Source organism: Thermoactinomyces sp. DSM 45892, assembly GCF_900107305.1.
Taxonomy (GTDB): domain Bacteria; phylum Bacillota; class Bacilli; order Thermoactinomycetales; family Thermoactinomycetaceae; genus Baia.
The window spans coordinates 71,084-87,836 of the sequence record NZ_FNPL01000014.1; the positions used below are offsets into that span (position 1 = coordinate 71,084).

Below are 16,753 nucleotides of genomic sequence, written 5' to 3' on the forward strand. Positions count from 1 at the left end.
AGTTTTCTCGTTTCTGTAGGTAGTCCATCTTTTTTCTTTGTTCTACTGTTTCTTAGCACTCAATGAGAATACTATTTTTAAAACTAAGCCAATGGCTGCACAGATAAAAAACCAATTAGAATACGGTTGTAATCCTGTAATTACGTATTTAGATAGTAAATACGACACAAACGAAAGTACTAAAATAACCTCCGCTACACGGGTCATTTTTTTCATTTTAACCACTCCTCTTCCCATTCATTGATTTCATTTCAACATTCCATCGGTACACTCTTAGATAAGCCCATAAAAGGGCAATCCCCATAAGTAGGAACTTCACATAAATGAGGTTGAACCAAATTAACCAAGGAATCTCAATCGATAAACAAGTCAATATACAAAAGAAGCTCGTTTTCATTTTTTGCCCTATCTTCAACTTGCCCTTAGGTACCTTTACCGTTAACGTGGCGATATATAGACAAGTTAAGAGTAAAATCGGATCCAGTAACTGACTCGGGTTTAACATCCCTGAGAGAATTTCTACTGCAAAAAATAGTAACCCCAACAGGAAGACGAAAAAACCGTGTATGATACTTAAACCTAAGCGATCTAATCGATTTGAGATGGGATAATCATATAAGTTGTTCTTCTCTTCCAACTGATAATCCACACGTAGATTATTAAATGAAAAATATACAATCATAAAAGAAGGATACAACAAATCAAAATGATCCTTCGAACCAGACTTACCTAAAAATAGGTAAGAAACAGATTTAACAAAAAATAAAATGATTCCAATACCTAGCATCTTACTAAGATACTCTTCACTTCGTAAGAGACGAAGCAAGTGAATTTTCAAAGCAGGACCTAGCAGGCTTTTACGTGGGAATAGCGAGGAACATAACTCTACTACTCTTGCTGGAACTTTTAGCCTAGAACTACTTGTATGAGCGCTGTCTACAAGGCATCGTTTTACCATATAAGGATAAAACACCAACATGAGTACACTCAGAAAAACAAGGATCATGTCTACAAATAACATGACACTATCCATCGATAAACTCACATGAAATCGATTCCATACATTATAAATGATAATAAGAAAGGCAAAAAAGATCGATTTAAAAATGAGTGGGGAGAGATTTGTGTCCTTTCGAAACATATTATAAATGCTAAGAGAGGACCATACGAAATTCATTAATTGAATCCGTACAAGTAGCATCACGACCTGCATGAAGTCTGCATCAAAATAAAGTAAGACGGAAGCCGCAAGAAGGGAGTCGATAATGATAAAGACGAAGGAATTGCTATTACACGAGACATAATACCAAAAAAAGCGATGTACCGAAACCGGCATCGACTTGGCAAAGCTAATGGTTGTAGATGTACTCTCATAAACATGCGTTGTTACAAAGTAATAGGACAACTGTAAAAAAAACAAACTAAAAAAATAGATGATAATAGCACTTTTCGTTCCAAAAAAATGAACCAAACAAGTTAATCCGATCGCTACAATAAAACAGAAGATGATTTGTTCAATCCATACCTGAGCTTTACTTCTTTCTTCTGTTTCATTCGCCTTATCCCATATCGCTCTATAAATTGATAAAGTTACCATTTCCTACGCCCAATCCCCTCATGCTGTTATGCTCATAGCAGGAATTATTTCTCCATTCTCCAAAGAGAATATCTCATCTACAAAATCAGCGTGGTGCATAATATGAGTGGTGAACAAGGTAGTAAGACCTAAATCTTTTCGTTCTTGAAAGGATTTTTGAACGTATTTTACTGTATCCGCATCAAGTCCTTCAAAAATCTCATCACATACCAATACGGTTGGTTGATATAACAAGCAACCGATTAGTTGAATCTTCTTCTTCGTTCCAAACGATAATTCTTTAATTAGATGATTCAGCTCATGCGTTACTAGTAATTGCTCAGCAAGCTCTGTTATCCTTGCTTGCGGGACACTCAACTGATAGACATCGATAATAAAACGAAAATATTCATTTGGTGTTAAAATGTCCATAAATTCATGTCGATCTGATGAGATAAACCCTGTGTTCTTACGTAAAAAAACGCGATCCTTAATACTCTTACCTAAAATCATAACTTCTCCTTGCTCTACACTTTGATAACCCAATAGACAACTAAGAAAAACAGTTTTCCCTATACCATTGCTTCCTTTTATTACTGCAGTCGTTCCTTTTTTCAAGGTAAAGTTGATATCCTTTAATACCTTTTTTTCACCAAATGACTTGGACAATCCATGTACATCAACCGCAAGTTCAACATTTGACATACTGACAATTCACCTCTAGAGTGTTTAGGGATAAAGATAAAGGGTATTTATTTTTTTATAGTATCATAAAAAGGGAGCTCAGTTTCTACACTAAGTCGAGGGGTGTAAAATTGAGTTTTCTTTCTTTATTAGAGTAGTCCTGCTCTTTGTAGTGCATCATAAATGAGCCCTAGAGTACTTGTATGCTCGACTAGCCACCAAACAAATGACCAGAATCCTTTATCCCAAGCAGCTTTTGCTGATTTATAAACGCTTCCAGCGCCTTTCTTAATTGCGTCCCAAGCTTTAGGACCATGTTTTTTAATTGCATTTGCAATCGCCTTTGCTTTTGATAACCAACCCATTATATATCTGCCTCCATATGTTCATATCCCTCTATCTTTATCCCATATATAAATTATAGATTACATAGTATACGGACTCAATTTCGTCTTTCCGAAGAAACTGATAATTATATATTAATGTATTTTGTTTTTACCTTTTAGCTTGCCATTCCACTCCTAAATGCGCCAGCCACTATACCAACTTTGGTAGAAACCCCCATCTTTTTTGCAATACCCTGAATACGATACTCAACCATTCGCTGTGAGCAATGTAACTCTACTGCTATCTCCTTGTTAGGCATTTCCTGTATGATCATATGGATAATCTTACACTCTACCTCGCTAAAATCCATCGACTTAACATCAGATAACATTTGTTCACCTCGTAATAAACTTTTCTAAATCATGTAATAATATTAAAAAATATAAAAATACCTGTCAACAGCTATTATGAATCATTGTTCAAATATAGACAAGTCCCTTCCAAACAAATTATTCAGAAGGGACTTGTCTTTAATTAGATGAAGTTTCTTTCTTCTTTTTCCCTTGATACCAAAATAATGGAAGTCCCACTAAAGTAAGTAGAATCGACATTAAGCTATCCATCGGCTTTTCCCACAGTGTGCTAAGCACGACAAACAAAGAACCCAGTATCGACACTAACGGAATCACCGGATACCAAGGTACACGATATTCGCCAGGTTTCATTTCACTTCCCTTGCGTAAACGGAATACCGCCATCAAGGCAAAAATATAAAAAACAAAAATCGAGAACGTGGCTATATCACTTAAGCGATTTGAATCTAGGACACACATAAAAATAATCCCAATCCCAGTAATGAGAAAAATAGAGTTCACTGGAGTCCCAAAGCGCTTAGAAACATATGCAAATACAGAAGAAAACGGTAATTGTCTACGAATCGCCATCGCATAAGGTACACGTGGCATACTTAAAATTTTACCATTTAAGCTACCAAAGATAGATACCAAAATCCCAATACTTAATAACTTCCCACCAAAATCTCCAAACAAGATTGTGGATGCTGTTCCAGCGGCATTTTCCCCGAGAGCTACCACTTGGCCAGCAGGTAGTACATGTAGAATCGCGATGTTAATTAACATATAAGCCGCCATAATGAGTAAGAGTCCTGCTGTAATAGCCTTAGGTAATACTTTAGAAGGATTCTTCACTTCTCCTGCTACAGAACCAACTAAAATCCAACCGTCATATGCAAACAGTGTAGCAAGTACAGCAGAAGAGAAGCTAAATTCTTGACTTGATTTAAATAAAACGCCTAAAACTTGAGAGTCTCCATACCATAATCCAAAAACTGTAATCAAGAAAACGGGGACCAACTTGCCAAAAGTAGTAAGAGTTTGGATCCATCCACCGAAGCGAGCACCTAATAAGTTCATCCCTGTTAGAAATAGCACAGTTATAATTCCGATTACTGTCTGCCAACCCTCAGGCCATGAGAAGAAGTGAGCTAACAGAGAGCCAAAGTACAACCCTAAGGCTCCAATAAGTGCTGGTGCATAAATAACCGTTTGCATCCATCCACTTAGGAATCCTAGAGTCGACCCATATACTTCTTCAATATACGTATATAGTCCACCCGTTTTCGGGATTTTCACGGCCAATTCAGCAATTGTAAGACCTGATGCAATGGTAATAATTCCACCAAATAGCCATGCTAACAATGCAATCGTTGAATCTCCTGTATATCCTAAAACCACACCTGGTTTTAGAAATACACCAGAACCAATTACGCAGCCTACTACAATCGAAAAAGCATGAACGAATCCTAAATCCCTCCGCAACCCATTCTGTTGCTGCATCTCGTTCTCATCCCCTTCTATTTTTGGTATTTTATCGTACTAAAGCAATTAGGAATAAATGTACCAGCGATAGAAGATTTAGTCAATAGTTGTTAAATAGTAGGATTATTTATACAAATAAAAACAACCACTAAGTGATTGTTTTTATTTGTATAAATAATTAAAGGACTTTTACAACAAAAGGTACGGTAAATACCTTTCCATCGCGTTGGAACTGTCCCCATATTTTATAGATACCTGATTTTGGAAACTTCGTGTGGAATTTCGCCTCTGGCCCTGTACTTTTTTCATCCATCGGATGGACATGTAAGTATTCTTCTGTATCCTCACTTAGGATAACCACATGCCCCACAGCTCCTAGATAAGGTTGTAGATCTGTAATTCCTTGTTTATTTGTCGCATCTTTGATTTGAAAAGTAAGCATGGTTTGCTGATTCACTTGAGGTTCTGGAGAGATCTGCAAACTTATCTCTTTTCCGTCTACTACTTTTACCAGTTTCGGATCTGGCTGTATAGCTTCTTTGTTCACATCGCCTTGGGCCGTAAACGTATAGGTTTGAGTCGTCTGTGCTCCATCCTTCGGAATATAATCGGCAATGAGTTTATACTTACCCGCTTTAGGAACCTGCGTCTGAATGGTAAACTCACCACTTCCCTTATACTCTGGATGGACGTGATCAAAGTAAGATAAATCTTCACTCACGATAATTAAATGCAGCAATTTTTCATGATTCACCTTAAATTCAGGTACGGCCTTCCCAGAATGTTCCTTGACTTTTATATTAATTTCTCCGGATGATTTTGGTTTATGAATTGTCGTAGACCATTCAACATGCGTCTGCGATTCAGCTTTCTTTTCTTCTGTTTTATGATCCGCATGAGGGTCAGCAGGCTTAGAAGATGAGTTATTTGTTGTATTTCCACAAGCTACTAAAGCTACAGCTAAAACTAAGCAACTTATTCGTATGAGCCACTTTTTCATCATGATTGCTCCTTCTTGAATGAAATTCGTTGTAGGCGTAATGCATTTAACACAACTGAAACCGAACTAAAAGCCATCGCAGCCCCTGCTAACCACGGAGCTAACAAACCTAGAGCCGCAACAGGAATCCCCAGCGTGTTATAGGCAAGTGCCCAAAACAAGTTTTGTTTGATATTTAACATCGTTTTTCGGCTCATCATCACCGCATCGGCAACACCACCCAAATCACCCCGAATTAAGGTAATATCAGCCGCTTCCATCGCAACATCCGTACCCGTCCCAATAGCCATACCTACTTCTGCTGTTACCAGTGCAGGAGCATCGTTAATCCCATCCCCCACCATCGCGACTTTACGGCCATCTTCTTGGAGCCCCTTAACTACATCAGCTTTACCTTCTGGGAGCACTTCCGCCATCACGCGATCCACTCCAACTTGATCCGCGATCGCCTGTGCCGTACGCTTATTATCACCTGTTACCATAATCACTTCTAAATGAAGCCCTTTTAAACGTCGAATCGCTTCGAGAGAAGTAGGCTTAACCGTATCTGCTACTGCAATTAACCCTGCATACTTGCTTTCAATGGCAACGATCATCACCGTTTTGCCCAAGCTTTCCAAATCAGACATCGTCGTCTCTTCTGCTTCTTGAAACGAAATATGATGTTGATTCATCCATCTTCTGGTTCCAACAAGGACTTCCTTCCCTTGGACAAACGCACGAATCCCATACCCTGGTATCGTTTCAAATTCCTCTGGTCTCCCTAATGTGTAGCCCTTCTTCTCCACACCTTCTACAATCGCTTCTGCCAAAGGATGCTCCGAATTCCTCTCAGCAGTACCAACTAGCAGTAGAAACGAGGCTTCATCCCATTCATGTGTATAGAGGACATCCGTGAGAACTGGTTTTCCATTTGTAATCGTGCCCGTTTTATCCAACACAACTGTATCAATGGATTGAGTAGACTCTAGATATTCCCCACCTTTAAACAAAACCCCCATCTCTGCTGCTCGGCCCGAACCAGCCATGATGGAAGTGGGAGTAGCTAATCCTAATGCACATGGACAAGCAATAACTAGAACAGCGATTGCTTTTTCCAAAGCACCTGCAAATTGATATGGCTCTACCAGAACATACCAAGTCAAGAATGTGATGATAGCAATTCCCACTACAATGGGGACAAACACACCCGATATTCGATCTGCTATCCGTTGAATCGGTGCTTTCGACCCTTGTGCCTCTTCGACAACTTTAATAATTTGGGCTAAAGCTGTACCCTTCCCAACCTTGGTCGCTTGTATGATCAGTAAACCATTTTTATTTAAGGTGGCTCCAATCACTGTGTCGCCCACTCTTTTATCTATCGGAATACTTTCACCCGTTAACATCGATTCGTCCACTGCTGAAGTTCCTTCTATCACTTCTCCATCAACCGGAATTTTCTCACCAGGCTTTACAATAACTTGATCTCCAACCACCACTTGCTCCGTAGAAATGAGTATTTCCTGCCCATCTCGAATCACACGGGCCGATTTCGCTCGCAGTCCCATCAGTTTCTGAATCGCTTCGGAAGACCGCCCCTTCGCTCTCGCTTCCAGCCATTTCCCTAAGATGATTAGCGTGATTAATACAGAGCTAGTCTCGTAATACAATTCTACATAATGCCCTATTTGGGAAGAGCCTGTAAAAGTCAGATATACACTATAAAAATAGGCGGCGGAAGTCCCTAGAGAAACAAGAACATCCATATTGGCACTTTTATGCCTTAGTGCTTTTACAGCACCGATGTAGAAATTCCATCCTAGGATAAATTGGACCGGTGTAGCGAATGCAAACTGAAACCACGGATTCATAAAAATATCAGGTATCCATATCCACGAAGTAAAGGAAAAATGACTCACCATCGCCCAAAAGAGTGGAAAAGATAATATAGCAGCCCAAATAAATCGACTTCTCTGCTTATCAGTCTCTTGTGGTCGATCTCCCTTTTTCTCGTTTATCCTCGCTTGAAAGCCGATTTGTTCTATCTTTTTCATAATGTCATTTAGAGACAGAACGCTTGGAGAATACTCGACTTTGGCTGTTTCTAAGGCAAAGTTAACCGTTACACCCTCCACGCCCTCCAATCGATTTAATACCTTCTCGATTCGATTGGCACATGCGGCACATGTCATCCCCGTCACTTGAAAAGAGATTGTTTCCTTAGACACCCTCACACCCCCATTCCTATCTATCTTCTATCCAAACAGATATACTCCCTCTTGAAGTCCAGCCTAAACCACATCAAATCCTTGATTTTCGATTACCCCTTTAATTTGCGCGAGAGTTACTTTCCCTTCATGAAACTCCACTGTGACCGATTTCCCCGCCAAATCAACGCTCGACTTTACCTCGATCTTCTCCAATGCCTCTTCAATCGTCTTCACACAATGATTGCAAGACATACCCTCTACTTGTAAAATTTGAATCATATCAATTATCCCCTTTTTTCTTTAGATACTATCGATATACCCTAACAGGGTATATTATGATCTTATTATACCCCAATAGGGTATGTAAAGTGAAAAATTTCACATAAGAAGGCCCCACAATGAATAGTGGGAGTCTTTTTTGCCTAGTTCAAATTATTAACGAATCAAATTCTAGGAAGCTTTTTCACCCATTCCTTATCATAAACACTATCCAGATATCTCTCTCCACGATCTGGTAGTACCGTAACCACTCTAGACTGACTAGGCAAATGAGGTACTAGCTTTTGAAGTGCCGCCACAATCGAACCAGATGATCCCCCAGCAAAAATCCGCTCTCTCTCTAGCAGTCGATAACAACCCTCGACAGACTCGCGATCATTTACATGAATCACTTGATCAATCTCATCAGGTGTAAATAACTCAGGGACACGGCTGGCACCAATTCCCGGAAGCTCTCTCGGGAGAGAAGGTGTACCGAAGATCACAGATCCAACCGCATCAACCGCAATCACTTTCACATCAGGAAAAGCTTCTCTTACTCTGCGAGAAATTCCTAGTATACTCCCTGTTGTACTCACCGCACATACTAAATAATCAATGGAGCCATCGATTTGTTTTACAATCTCACTCCCTGTACCGTAATAATGAGCCAGCCAGTTTAGTGGATTTGCATACTGGTTTACCCACGAAGAATTAGGGATTTCTTCTAATAGCTCCCCAACCCTGCGTATCCGCGTCTGTAAGTAACCACCGTGCTCGTCAGGTTCTTGAACCATGTCGATCTGAGCACCCAAACAACCTAGCATGTGCAAGTTTGTTTTTGTAATTTTAGGATCCACCACACACGTAAATGACAACCCATAAAACTGGGCTACCAGTGCAAGACCAATCCCTAAATTCCCTGACGTACTTTCAATAAGATGTGTATCCGGTTGAAAAGTACCATCACGAAGTCCTTGCTCAATGATGTATCTTGCTGGACGATCCTTCATACTTCCTCCTGGATTTAACATCTCCAACTTTGCATATAAAGAAATATCGGTCTCTTGAAACAAAGAACCTAATCTCACAAGCGGAGTATGACCAATCCCATCGATATAAGAACCTATAATAGGAGGTACCCAATCATCTCCTGATAAGGATTTCATATTATTCACCTCAACAACGCCCTCCTATTATCAAGAGTTTTTTATATGTTAAAAGATCATCAAAATATGTATATGCAAAAAAATAAAACATAGTTGCATGAATACAACTATGCTTTATCCGATTCCCAACCTTACTATGCCCCACGCTTCAACGTCTTGAAAGTACTTGTACCCGCGATTCGTTGATCCGCAACGAAAACTTCCCTTTGTCGACTTTGTTTCACTAATAATGTAAGTACCATTAAACCTTCCACTACTAGAACCGCACCTACTATATCTAAAACCACATGTTGTCTAATGAATACAGTTGAAGCAATAATCAAAACTGCCATCACTGCTGTCCAGGATTTCATCAAGCGAGATACGTTCGTTGTTTTCAAAACAGCTCTCATTACCACATAAGTAGTCAGAACATGGATGCTTGGGAAACAATTATAAGGTGCATCACTTTGGTAAATCCACTGCACCATTTGACTTAAGAAGTCATTTCCCTCTATACCAGGACGCGGTACATGCGTTTGATAAATGATATAAATACTATAGCAAATTAATAGTCCTAGATTATATTGCAATAACGTTTCGTAGTAAACCTTGCGATTTTTAAACATTAAGTAAATCAACGTAATAAATACAAAGGCATACCAAAACATATAGGGTATAACAAATATTTTTAGTAAGGGGGTCTGTTGATCGAAACTCGTTACTAGGCTATATACTTTTTCCTGCGGACGATTTAGATATTGATAGAAAAGTCCTAGCAATGGGATCGACAAAATGGAAGCAAGCGCTATTAGATTAGACTTTGTAAATAGTGTTTTCATCATAAATTTGTCCCCCCCTCATTGTTGATAAGCAAATAAACTTCGGTTTCTACCACTCTATAGTAAAGGGAATCTCTACTAAAAACCATAGGATAACCTTACGCTTAACTTACTATTTTGTAAGATACCGTAAGGAACATCCTACTTTCATAAAGTTAATATACTACTATCATACATCAACCACAAATCTAGTATTGTATACCCACAAATCGACAACAAAAAAACATCCATTCCTCAAAAAGAGAAATGAATGTTTTTTTTGTAAAAAATAGCGGTTTTACACTTCTCCGTCGCCGCCAAAGAAATCATCAAATCCGCCTGCCACATCATCTGCACCATCAAGGACCTCATCCATAACCTCAGCTGCGAGCATACCCGCCGCAAAACCCCCGATAGCCCCCATCGCCGTTTTACCCATTCCACCAGAGGAATGACTACGATGATGTCCATGGCTATAACGATGATTACGATGTCCGTGTTGTCCGTGTTGAAAATATCCCGAATATCCTTGAGAGTACATACTTGGATCATTCACGATCTCAGTAATCACTTGATTCAGATATTGGACTAGCTCTGAAGTTTGATTTAGCATTTCATTCGTAAGCCAGATTTCGCGCTTAATTTCCCTTTCTCCAAAGAAAGAGTATAAATCAACTTCTAGCAATAACCGAACTCCGCCTTCTTCAATCGCGGCTTTAAATTCTACTTCTTGCACTTTATCTCGGAAATAGTTCGTAGGTGCGAACTCAAACTCTTGCATATATCCGTCAAACGAACGTGAATCATACTTTTCATGGAAGCCCAGTTGTTGGAAAGCATGGATGACTTGTTGAAGACGGGCGGGAGGATCAATGTGAACAAAGTCACGATCTGAAGAATCCACTCCATCTGCGATGTCTAAACGGGTCTTAAAGAAATAGGCAACCGAAGTACCTGATACAAGTAGATTATTTGGCATCGTGTACGAAAATGGAAAAGTACGTCTCTCTGCAGGTTGAATATGAAATGTATGATGAAAAGGAAACGTTTGGATCACTTGTTTATACTCATGCCCATCTTTTCGAATACTTACCACGAAATCAATATCAATGCGATTAATCTTCTGCTCTACCTCTCCACCTTGGATCATCAGGCTCCCACTAACGGACTCCCCCAGTGTAAAGGATTGTTTATCCAACACTAAGTCCACCTTCGCAGAACCATGACCAAATTTAGCAAGCAAATTTTTAAACATATCATTACCTCCGTTTATACCAGTACCTTTATTCTATCAGAAAAGTGAAACCCAGTTATGTACGGATTTTGTTAAAATTGAGTGCAATTTCACAGTCTATTTCCCTTTTGCACAAACTTTTAACAATAAACCACTTTTATTGTACATACCACAGTGGTGATTCTTTAAAACATAGTAAAACATCCTCAATTCGTTTATTTTCTATGACCTTGCTACTCCTTTCGTTTGAAACTAGATTCTGAATAGACAACAAGCCCCACACCTCTCTATTAATCGAGAAATGGGGGCTTGTTTTAAAGCTTATATTCTTTCTAAGAACTCTATCCTATTACCAAACGGATCATGGACATAGAAACGATTCGCACCTTCTAACGGCTCATCGTCTATCACGACAATATCATTTTGAATGAGTTGTTCACGCAATCCTTCTAAGTTTTTAACCTGAAAGGCAGGGTGTGCTTTTTTAGCTGGAGAAAAGTCTTTTTGAATCCCGATATGTAGTTGCTGTGCCCCTACACTGAACCAAACTCCTCCGCGCTTCTTCAGATTATCTGGTTTAGGGATTTCATTCATCCCGAGGATATCACTGAAAAAAGTACGTGCTGTCTCTTCACTATCTGCTGGTGCTGCTAACTGGATATGATCCAGCCCTTCTAATTGAAACGCCACATAATCACCTTCTCGTTCATATTCATTACCTTATCATCTACTAGATAATGGTTTTTGCAACAAGAAATCCTATTCCTAAGCCAAATGCAAAATAGATGATTGCTTTGACGTAAGCCTTTATTCTCATCATTGACTCGTAACCTCTAGGAAGCGGTCTTCCAATGATTTTGCTTTACTTTGAATGCCGTATAAACGAACCCCATTATGAAGGAGAAAACTACTTACCTCTGAAATTTCCTCTCTATCAATAGCGAGGACTAATTCATTATCTTTTATGACCACCTGGCTATTCGGGAATTGCTCTCTCACATGGCGCTCTGCGAGATCAAGAGGCTCTACTTGGAACGTAACTTGCGTCTCTTGATTATCTCCATGTATAAACTCATTCATATCTTCTACTTTTACCAGCTTACCTTGTTCCACAATCCCGATTCGGTCGCACATTAGTTCCATTTCACTTAGCAAATGGCTCGAAACAATCACAGCGATATCCTCTTCACTAGCTAATTTCCGGAGATAATCACGTAATTCGCGAATACCTGCTGGATCAAGTCCATTAGTAGGCTCATCTAAAATAAGGACAGATGGACGATGAAGAAGTGCCTGCGCCAATCCCAGACGTTGCCTCATACCAAGAGAGTACGTCTTTACCTTATTATGAATCGCATTCTCCAAACCAACTAATTTCACGATTTCTTCGATACGGCTATCTGTAGCATTCACCATACGAGCATACTGCTTTAAATTTTGATATCCCGACAAAAACTTATACATATCTGGATTTTCTACAATAGCCCCTACCTTAGCAACAGCCTTCTCGAAGTTCTTCTGAATGCTGTTACCATCAATGATTACATCTCCAGCTGAAACAGAGGTGAGACCTACCATCATTCGAATGGTTGTTGTCTTTCCGGCTCCATTTGGTCCTAGAAAACCAAAGACTTCGCCTGGGTAGATATCAAATGTTAACCCTTTAATGATTTCCTTACCTCTTATTACCTTTTTTAAGTCTTTTATCTGTACAATTGCTTTTTTCATATGATTCATTCCCCTTTCTCTCTAAATGGCGACATCCCTTTTCTTGAAAGTAATCATAGCAATGGTCAAGAAGAGGAGGAAATAGACACTTAGTACGATCGAAGAGAAGGAAGTTGTCATTCCCTTAATAAGCGCGTCTCCTGAAGACAAGTACTCCATATGGATAAATGGCGTAAATGTAACCCACTTATACTTCAGCAGGAATAGGGTTGCAATATTACCCCCAAAATAAGCAGCCATTGAGAGACCGATTGCTAATCCATTATTGCGGAAAACCGTTGAAATCATAAAAGTAAAGGTAATGACGAAAAAGGGTAGAATAAGCGATAACAAAAAACTTTTACTCCAAGTATAAAGGAAGGTTTCCTTCACTAGATGGTCCCCTTGCATCACAGCATGCGATGCAGTAATTCCCTCGAACCCAAGCAATATTCCGCCTGCAATTAAGAATAAAAGAATACCTAATAGTAATAAGCTAGCTGTAGAAAAGAGCGCAGAAACGTATTTTGAAAGTAATATTTTAAACCGATGAATGGGTCTAATTAACAATAATTTAATGGTTCCTGTTGAGAATTCACTTGCTACACTATTAGCAGCAATGATGATCCCAAAGAACGCACCAAAGAAAACAATCACCCCTTGTCCATTATCTAAATATGTATGGATTGTATATGTTTTGATATGATTGGCCAAAAGGTATTCACTCTTTGCCATTTCCTTTTGTGCCATTTCCTTTTCATACTCGTCTGCATCTTTATCGTTTAGTATTGCCTTATTCTTCTCGATGCCCTTCTGTAAATCCGCCTGCCCGTCTGCGGGCTGTTTATACCCCCCAAAAAATGTGGTGAGAAGTACAGCCACTACTAAGAATCCCATCATAATCCATGTAGATAAGCGATAAGACGTTTTAATATTTTCGTTGTGAATCAACTTAAAAAACATAACTCACTTCCTCCTAATCTAAAAATTTATAGTTATTTATAAATACAACCTTAACACATATACCCCTCCATTCTCCGCATTCAAACTCGATTTCCTCTGTTTTCCGAAAAATCACTCGCAATGAATAGGAATCCTGTAAATTTTGCCTCTGCATCCCTAAAAAAGGGAATAAAGCAACATAAAAAACTTTACTCTGTGTATATGCACATAGGTAAAGTCTTTCATTTCATTCTTTTTTAGGTTGGCCTACAAATAGAAGACGATGACCGCCACGACAAAACGATATATGGCAAACGGAGTTAAACTAATTCTCTCCATTAAATTTAAGAAGAATTTGATTGCAAAAAGAGCTACTAAGAATGCCGTGACAAAACCCGTCACAAAAAGGGGTAAATCACTAAACTGTAAAATCCCCCAGCTCTTATACAATTCAAGGCCACTAGCACCAAACATCATCGGAACAGCAACAATAAAAGAAAACTCTGCTGCAGTTTTATGATTTGCACCCATCAAAAGTCCACCCGAAATAGTGGCGCCGGAACGGGAAAAGCCAGGCCATAAAGCAAAACATTGAAATACACCAATCATAAAAGCTTGTTTATATGTAATCTCATCTAAGCTGGTAGTTACGACAGGGCGATTCCACTTTTCCGCGATGATCATTAAAATACCGCCCAAAATAAGGGGATAAACCACGGTTTCAGGATTGAATAATTCTTTAATAGAGTCTCGTAGCAATAGCCCTACCAGAACAGCCGGAATCATCGCGACAATTACGTGTAGAATCGTAAGATGACCTTGTCCCTTGTTATCATCCTTTGATTTTTGAGAAATATGAATTCCAATAAGGCTTAATAAGCGTTTCCAAAAAACAACCACCACAGCCAAGATAGAGCCCAACTGGATAACCACTTCAAAAGTAGACGCCTTAACCCCCCTGAATCCTAATAACAACTCTCCAACCAAAATCATGTGACCTGTAGACGAAACAGGGATAAACTCTGTCATCCCCTCTACAAAGCCCAAAACAACTCCAACAAAAACGTCCCACCACATCATAGATCTCTCCGTCTTTTTACATTTTGTCATTCTAACATGATTCTACTTACAGTATTAGCCATAAAGCTGTTTCATAATATGGGCTTTCTCGTATATAAACATCTGATCAATTATTTATGACACGGGTATTTATATCATTTCACTTCTTCTATCATAATTCCTTTACAAACAAAACACGATCTTGCCCTCGACCATCATAATTCTTTTGAACAGACACGCCTTCTACGGTAGCGTTTCCCTCTACTATCGAAAAGCCCATTCTTTGATGAAAAGCAATCGATCCTTGATTGATAGGAGATGTTACACAGCGGATGGTACGACAATTCCTCTCTCGAGTGACCATAAATATTTCAACCATCATACGCGAAAAAGCTACCTTTTTTAAGAGATAGCTTCAAACGGAAGATAGATTCACATACCACCCATCTATATCATTTCTTATGTAATATCCTTCATCATCTTCAACATTACTTGATAAACCTCTGATTCAAGTTCAAGTAACAAATGATTCGCACCGTCAACCTCAATATATTCTGCCCCCGGAACCTGTTTCTGTATTTCTTTACTGTAGTAGTTCGGAAACATCAAATCGTATTGACCGTGTATCAAATACATCGGTTTATTTTTGAGAGTGGAGAGATAGCCTGTAACTTGAATATGTAGCAAAGCATTGATCAAGACTACTAACTGTTCCTTCGTAAAAAAGTCGAGGCGTTCCTGTATAGAGTCTTCTCTAAATTGCGACCAACTCTCTGATTTAGGCCCAAGCAATAGGCTACTATTTAGATCCCAAAATCGCCTTATCTCCCCCTGCTCCACCAATTGAAGAAAGTTAGTCCAAAGGGCTCTAAGGGGGTCTCCAATATAGAAGAACGGGGATATGAGGATCAGACCATCTACATTCGTAGGGTTTTGTATGGCATACTGGGCCACGATCCCAGCTCCCTGGCTATGACCGACGAGAATGATCTTTTTAAAACACTCACTTTCTTTTAAATAGCTGACCAGTTCATCTAATTGCTGGACATACTCTTGAAATGAAGCATTCCCCCATAAATGCGCATTATTTCCATGTCCTACACAATCATATGTTACAACATTAGCATGATCTTTGATCGAAATGATCATATCACTCCAGCATACTGCTGATTCAGAGAAGCCGTGAACCAATACAAAGCAACATCTCTGATTTTCGTGGCGGTGAATATTTGCAACTGAATATTGACTTGAAAATAACACTATACCACCCCTAATCTTAAGAGAAGGACTCGAAATTCCCATCATGAATCGTTACTGAATAATCCAGACCACCCTTAAACGAAAAGTTCATTTTCATATCCACTCTTTACATAAACCACATCATTTTTAATCTCAAGTTTATCCTCCAAGAATAAATGTACCGCCCTTGCCAATGCTAATTTTTCCACATCGATAATAGCTTCTCTCAAATCTGACTCTGTATAATACGGTTTTACCTCAACGGCGGCTTGCGTAATAATAGGGCCTTGGTCCACTTCATTATTGATAAAATGAACTGTAGCCCCTGTAATTCTGACTCCCTTCTGAATAGCCTTTAGCTGTGCCTTATCTCCTACGAAAGCTGGGAGTAGTGACGGATGCGTGTTAATGGTTTTATGGCCGTATCGCTCCACAAATTCAGTACTGAAAATCCGGCGGTATCCCCCAAGTACAATCAAGTCAATTTGATATCGATCGATCAACGATGCGATTTCATGTTCGTGATCCCTTCTGCTCGTATACTGTTTATGATCAATGCAGGTAAAATAGCAACCTTCTGATATAGGGAGTTGAGAAAAATCAACTTTAGGGTTGTTCGTAATAACTAAAACAAGTTCACTCGATAACTCATTTAAGCCGTCCTGCACCGCTCCCAATAACGACCCACGTCCAGAGAATAAAAATGCCACTCTTTTTTTCATATGATC

19 protein-coding genes are annotated in these 16,753 nt (G+C 39.2%); all 19 read right to left on the minus strand.

Annotation, left to right across the window (positions count from 1 at the left end; translation table 11 throughout):
* Positions 1-42: 42 nt before the first annotated feature.
* Positions 43-216, minus strand: a complete 174-nt coding sequence (locus tag BLU58_RS16505) for a hypothetical protein (protein ID WP_176786653.1) — start codon at positions 214-216, stop codon at positions 43-45.
* Between the two features lies 1 nt (position 217).
* Positions 218-1,597 carry a hypothetical protein gene (locus BLU58_RS12165; protein WP_093292484.1) on the minus strand — a complete coding sequence of 460 codons (1,380 nt, stop codon included), beginning with the start codon at positions 1,595-1,597 and terminating at the stop codon, positions 218-220.
* A gap of 18 nt (positions 1,598-1,615) precedes the next feature.
* Positions 1,616-2,281 carry an ATP-binding cassette domain-containing protein gene (locus BLU58_RS12170; protein ID WP_093292485.1) on the minus strand — a complete coding sequence of 222 codons (666 nt, stop codon included), beginning with the start codon at positions 2,279-2,281 and terminating at the stop codon, positions 1,616-1,618.
* 128 nt (positions 2,282-2,409) lie between these two features.
* On the minus strand, positions 2,410-2,625 hold the full coding sequence (locus BLU58_RS12175; RefSeq protein WP_093292486.1) for a hypothetical protein: 216 nt from the start codon (positions 2,623-2,625) through the stop codon (positions 2,410-2,412).
* Between the two features lie 137 nt (positions 2,626-2,762).
* Positions 2,763-2,978, minus strand: a complete 216-nt coding sequence (locus tag BLU58_RS12180; protein ID WP_093292487.1) for a helix-turn-helix transcriptional regulator — start codon at positions 2,976-2,978, stop codon at positions 2,763-2,765.
* 139 nt (positions 2,979-3,117) lie between these two features.
* Positions 3,118-4,443 carry an APC family permease gene (locus BLU58_RS12185; protein WP_093292488.1) on the minus strand — a complete coding sequence of 442 codons (1,326 nt, stop codon included), beginning with the start codon at positions 4,441-4,443 and terminating at the stop codon, positions 3,118-3,120.
* A gap of 160 nt (positions 4,444-4,603) precedes the next feature.
* Positions 4,604-5,425, minus strand: a complete 822-nt coding sequence (locus BLU58_RS12190) for a hypothetical protein (protein ID WP_093292489.1) — start codon at positions 5,423-5,425, stop codon at positions 4,604-4,606.
* Complete coding sequence (locus BLU58_RS12195) at positions 5,425-7,599, minus strand: heavy metal translocating P-type ATPase (RefSeq protein ID WP_369813772.1); 2,175 nt, start codon at positions 7,597-7,599, stop codon at positions 5,425-5,427. Before BLU58_RS12195 ends, BLU58_RS12190 begins: the two co-directional genes overlap by 1 nt.
* 99 nt (positions 7,600-7,698) lie before the next feature.
* Positions 7,699-7,896 carry a cation transporter gene (locus tag BLU58_RS16950; protein WP_255404699.1) on the minus strand — a complete coding sequence of 66 codons (198 nt, stop codon included), beginning with the start codon at positions 7,894-7,896 and terminating at the stop codon, positions 7,699-7,701.
* 164 nt (positions 7,897-8,060) lie between these two features.
* The gene (gene sbnA / locus BLU58_RS12200) at positions 8,061-9,044 is read right to left on the minus strand and encodes a 2,3-diaminopropionate biosynthesis protein SbnA (RefSeq protein WP_093292522.1); all 984 of its coding nucleotides are present in this window, start codon (positions 9,042-9,044) and stop codon (positions 8,061-8,063) included.
* Between the two features lie 134 nt (positions 9,045-9,178).
* Complete coding sequence (locus tag BLU58_RS12205; protein WP_093292490.1) at positions 9,179-9,868, minus strand: phosphatase PAP2 family protein; 690 nt, start codon at positions 9,866-9,868, stop codon at positions 9,179-9,181.
* Positions 9,869-10,142: 274 nt separating this feature from the next.
* On the minus strand, positions 10,143-11,099 hold the full coding sequence (locus tag BLU58_RS12210; RefSeq protein ID WP_093292491.1) for a sporulation protein: 957 nt from the start codon (positions 11,097-11,099) through the stop codon (positions 10,143-10,145).
* Positions 11,100-11,399: 300 nt separating this feature from the next.
* The gene (locus BLU58_RS12215; RefSeq protein WP_093292492.1) at positions 11,400-11,768 is read right to left on the minus strand and encodes a VOC family protein; all 369 of its coding nucleotides are present in this window, start codon (positions 11,766-11,768) and stop codon (positions 11,400-11,402) included.
* A 126-nt stretch (positions 11,769-11,894) separates the two neighbouring features.
* Positions 11,895-12,815, minus strand: a complete 921-nt coding sequence (locus BLU58_RS12220; RefSeq protein WP_093292493.1) for an ABC transporter ATP-binding protein — start codon at positions 12,813-12,815, stop codon at positions 11,895-11,897.
* A gap of 12 nt (positions 12,816-12,827) precedes the next feature.
* Positions 12,828-13,748 carry an ABC transporter permease gene (locus BLU58_RS12225; protein WP_093292494.1) on the minus strand — a complete coding sequence of 307 codons (921 nt, stop codon included), beginning with the start codon at positions 13,746-13,748 and terminating at the stop codon, positions 12,828-12,830.
* 246 nt (positions 13,749-13,994) lie between these two features.
* Positions 13,995-14,804, minus strand: coding sequence for an undecaprenyl-diphosphate phosphatase (bacA, locus tag BLU58_RS12230; protein ID WP_143123780.1), 810 nt, complete (start codon positions 14,802-14,804; stop codon positions 13,995-13,997).
* 154 nt (positions 14,805-14,958) lie between these two features.
* Positions 14,959-15,168: a GNAT family N-acetyltransferase gene (locus BLU58_RS12235; RefSeq protein WP_093292496.1), complete on the minus strand. Its 210-nt coding sequence runs from the start codon at positions 15,166-15,168 to the stop codon at positions 14,959-14,961.
* A gap of 77 nt (positions 15,169-15,245) precedes the next feature.
* A complete protein-coding gene (locus tag BLU58_RS12240) occupies positions 15,246-16,046 on the minus strand; it encodes an alpha/beta fold hydrolase (RefSeq protein ID WP_176786654.1) in 801 nt (266 codons plus the stop codon).
* A 74-nt stretch (positions 16,047-16,120) separates the two neighbouring features.
* Positions 16,121-16,747 carry a phosphoribosylglycinamide formyltransferase gene (gene purN / locus BLU58_RS12245; protein WP_093292498.1) on the minus strand — a complete coding sequence of 209 codons (627 nt, stop codon included), beginning with the start codon at positions 16,745-16,747 and terminating at the stop codon, positions 16,121-16,123.
* Positions 16,748-16,753: the final 6 nt, after the last annotated feature.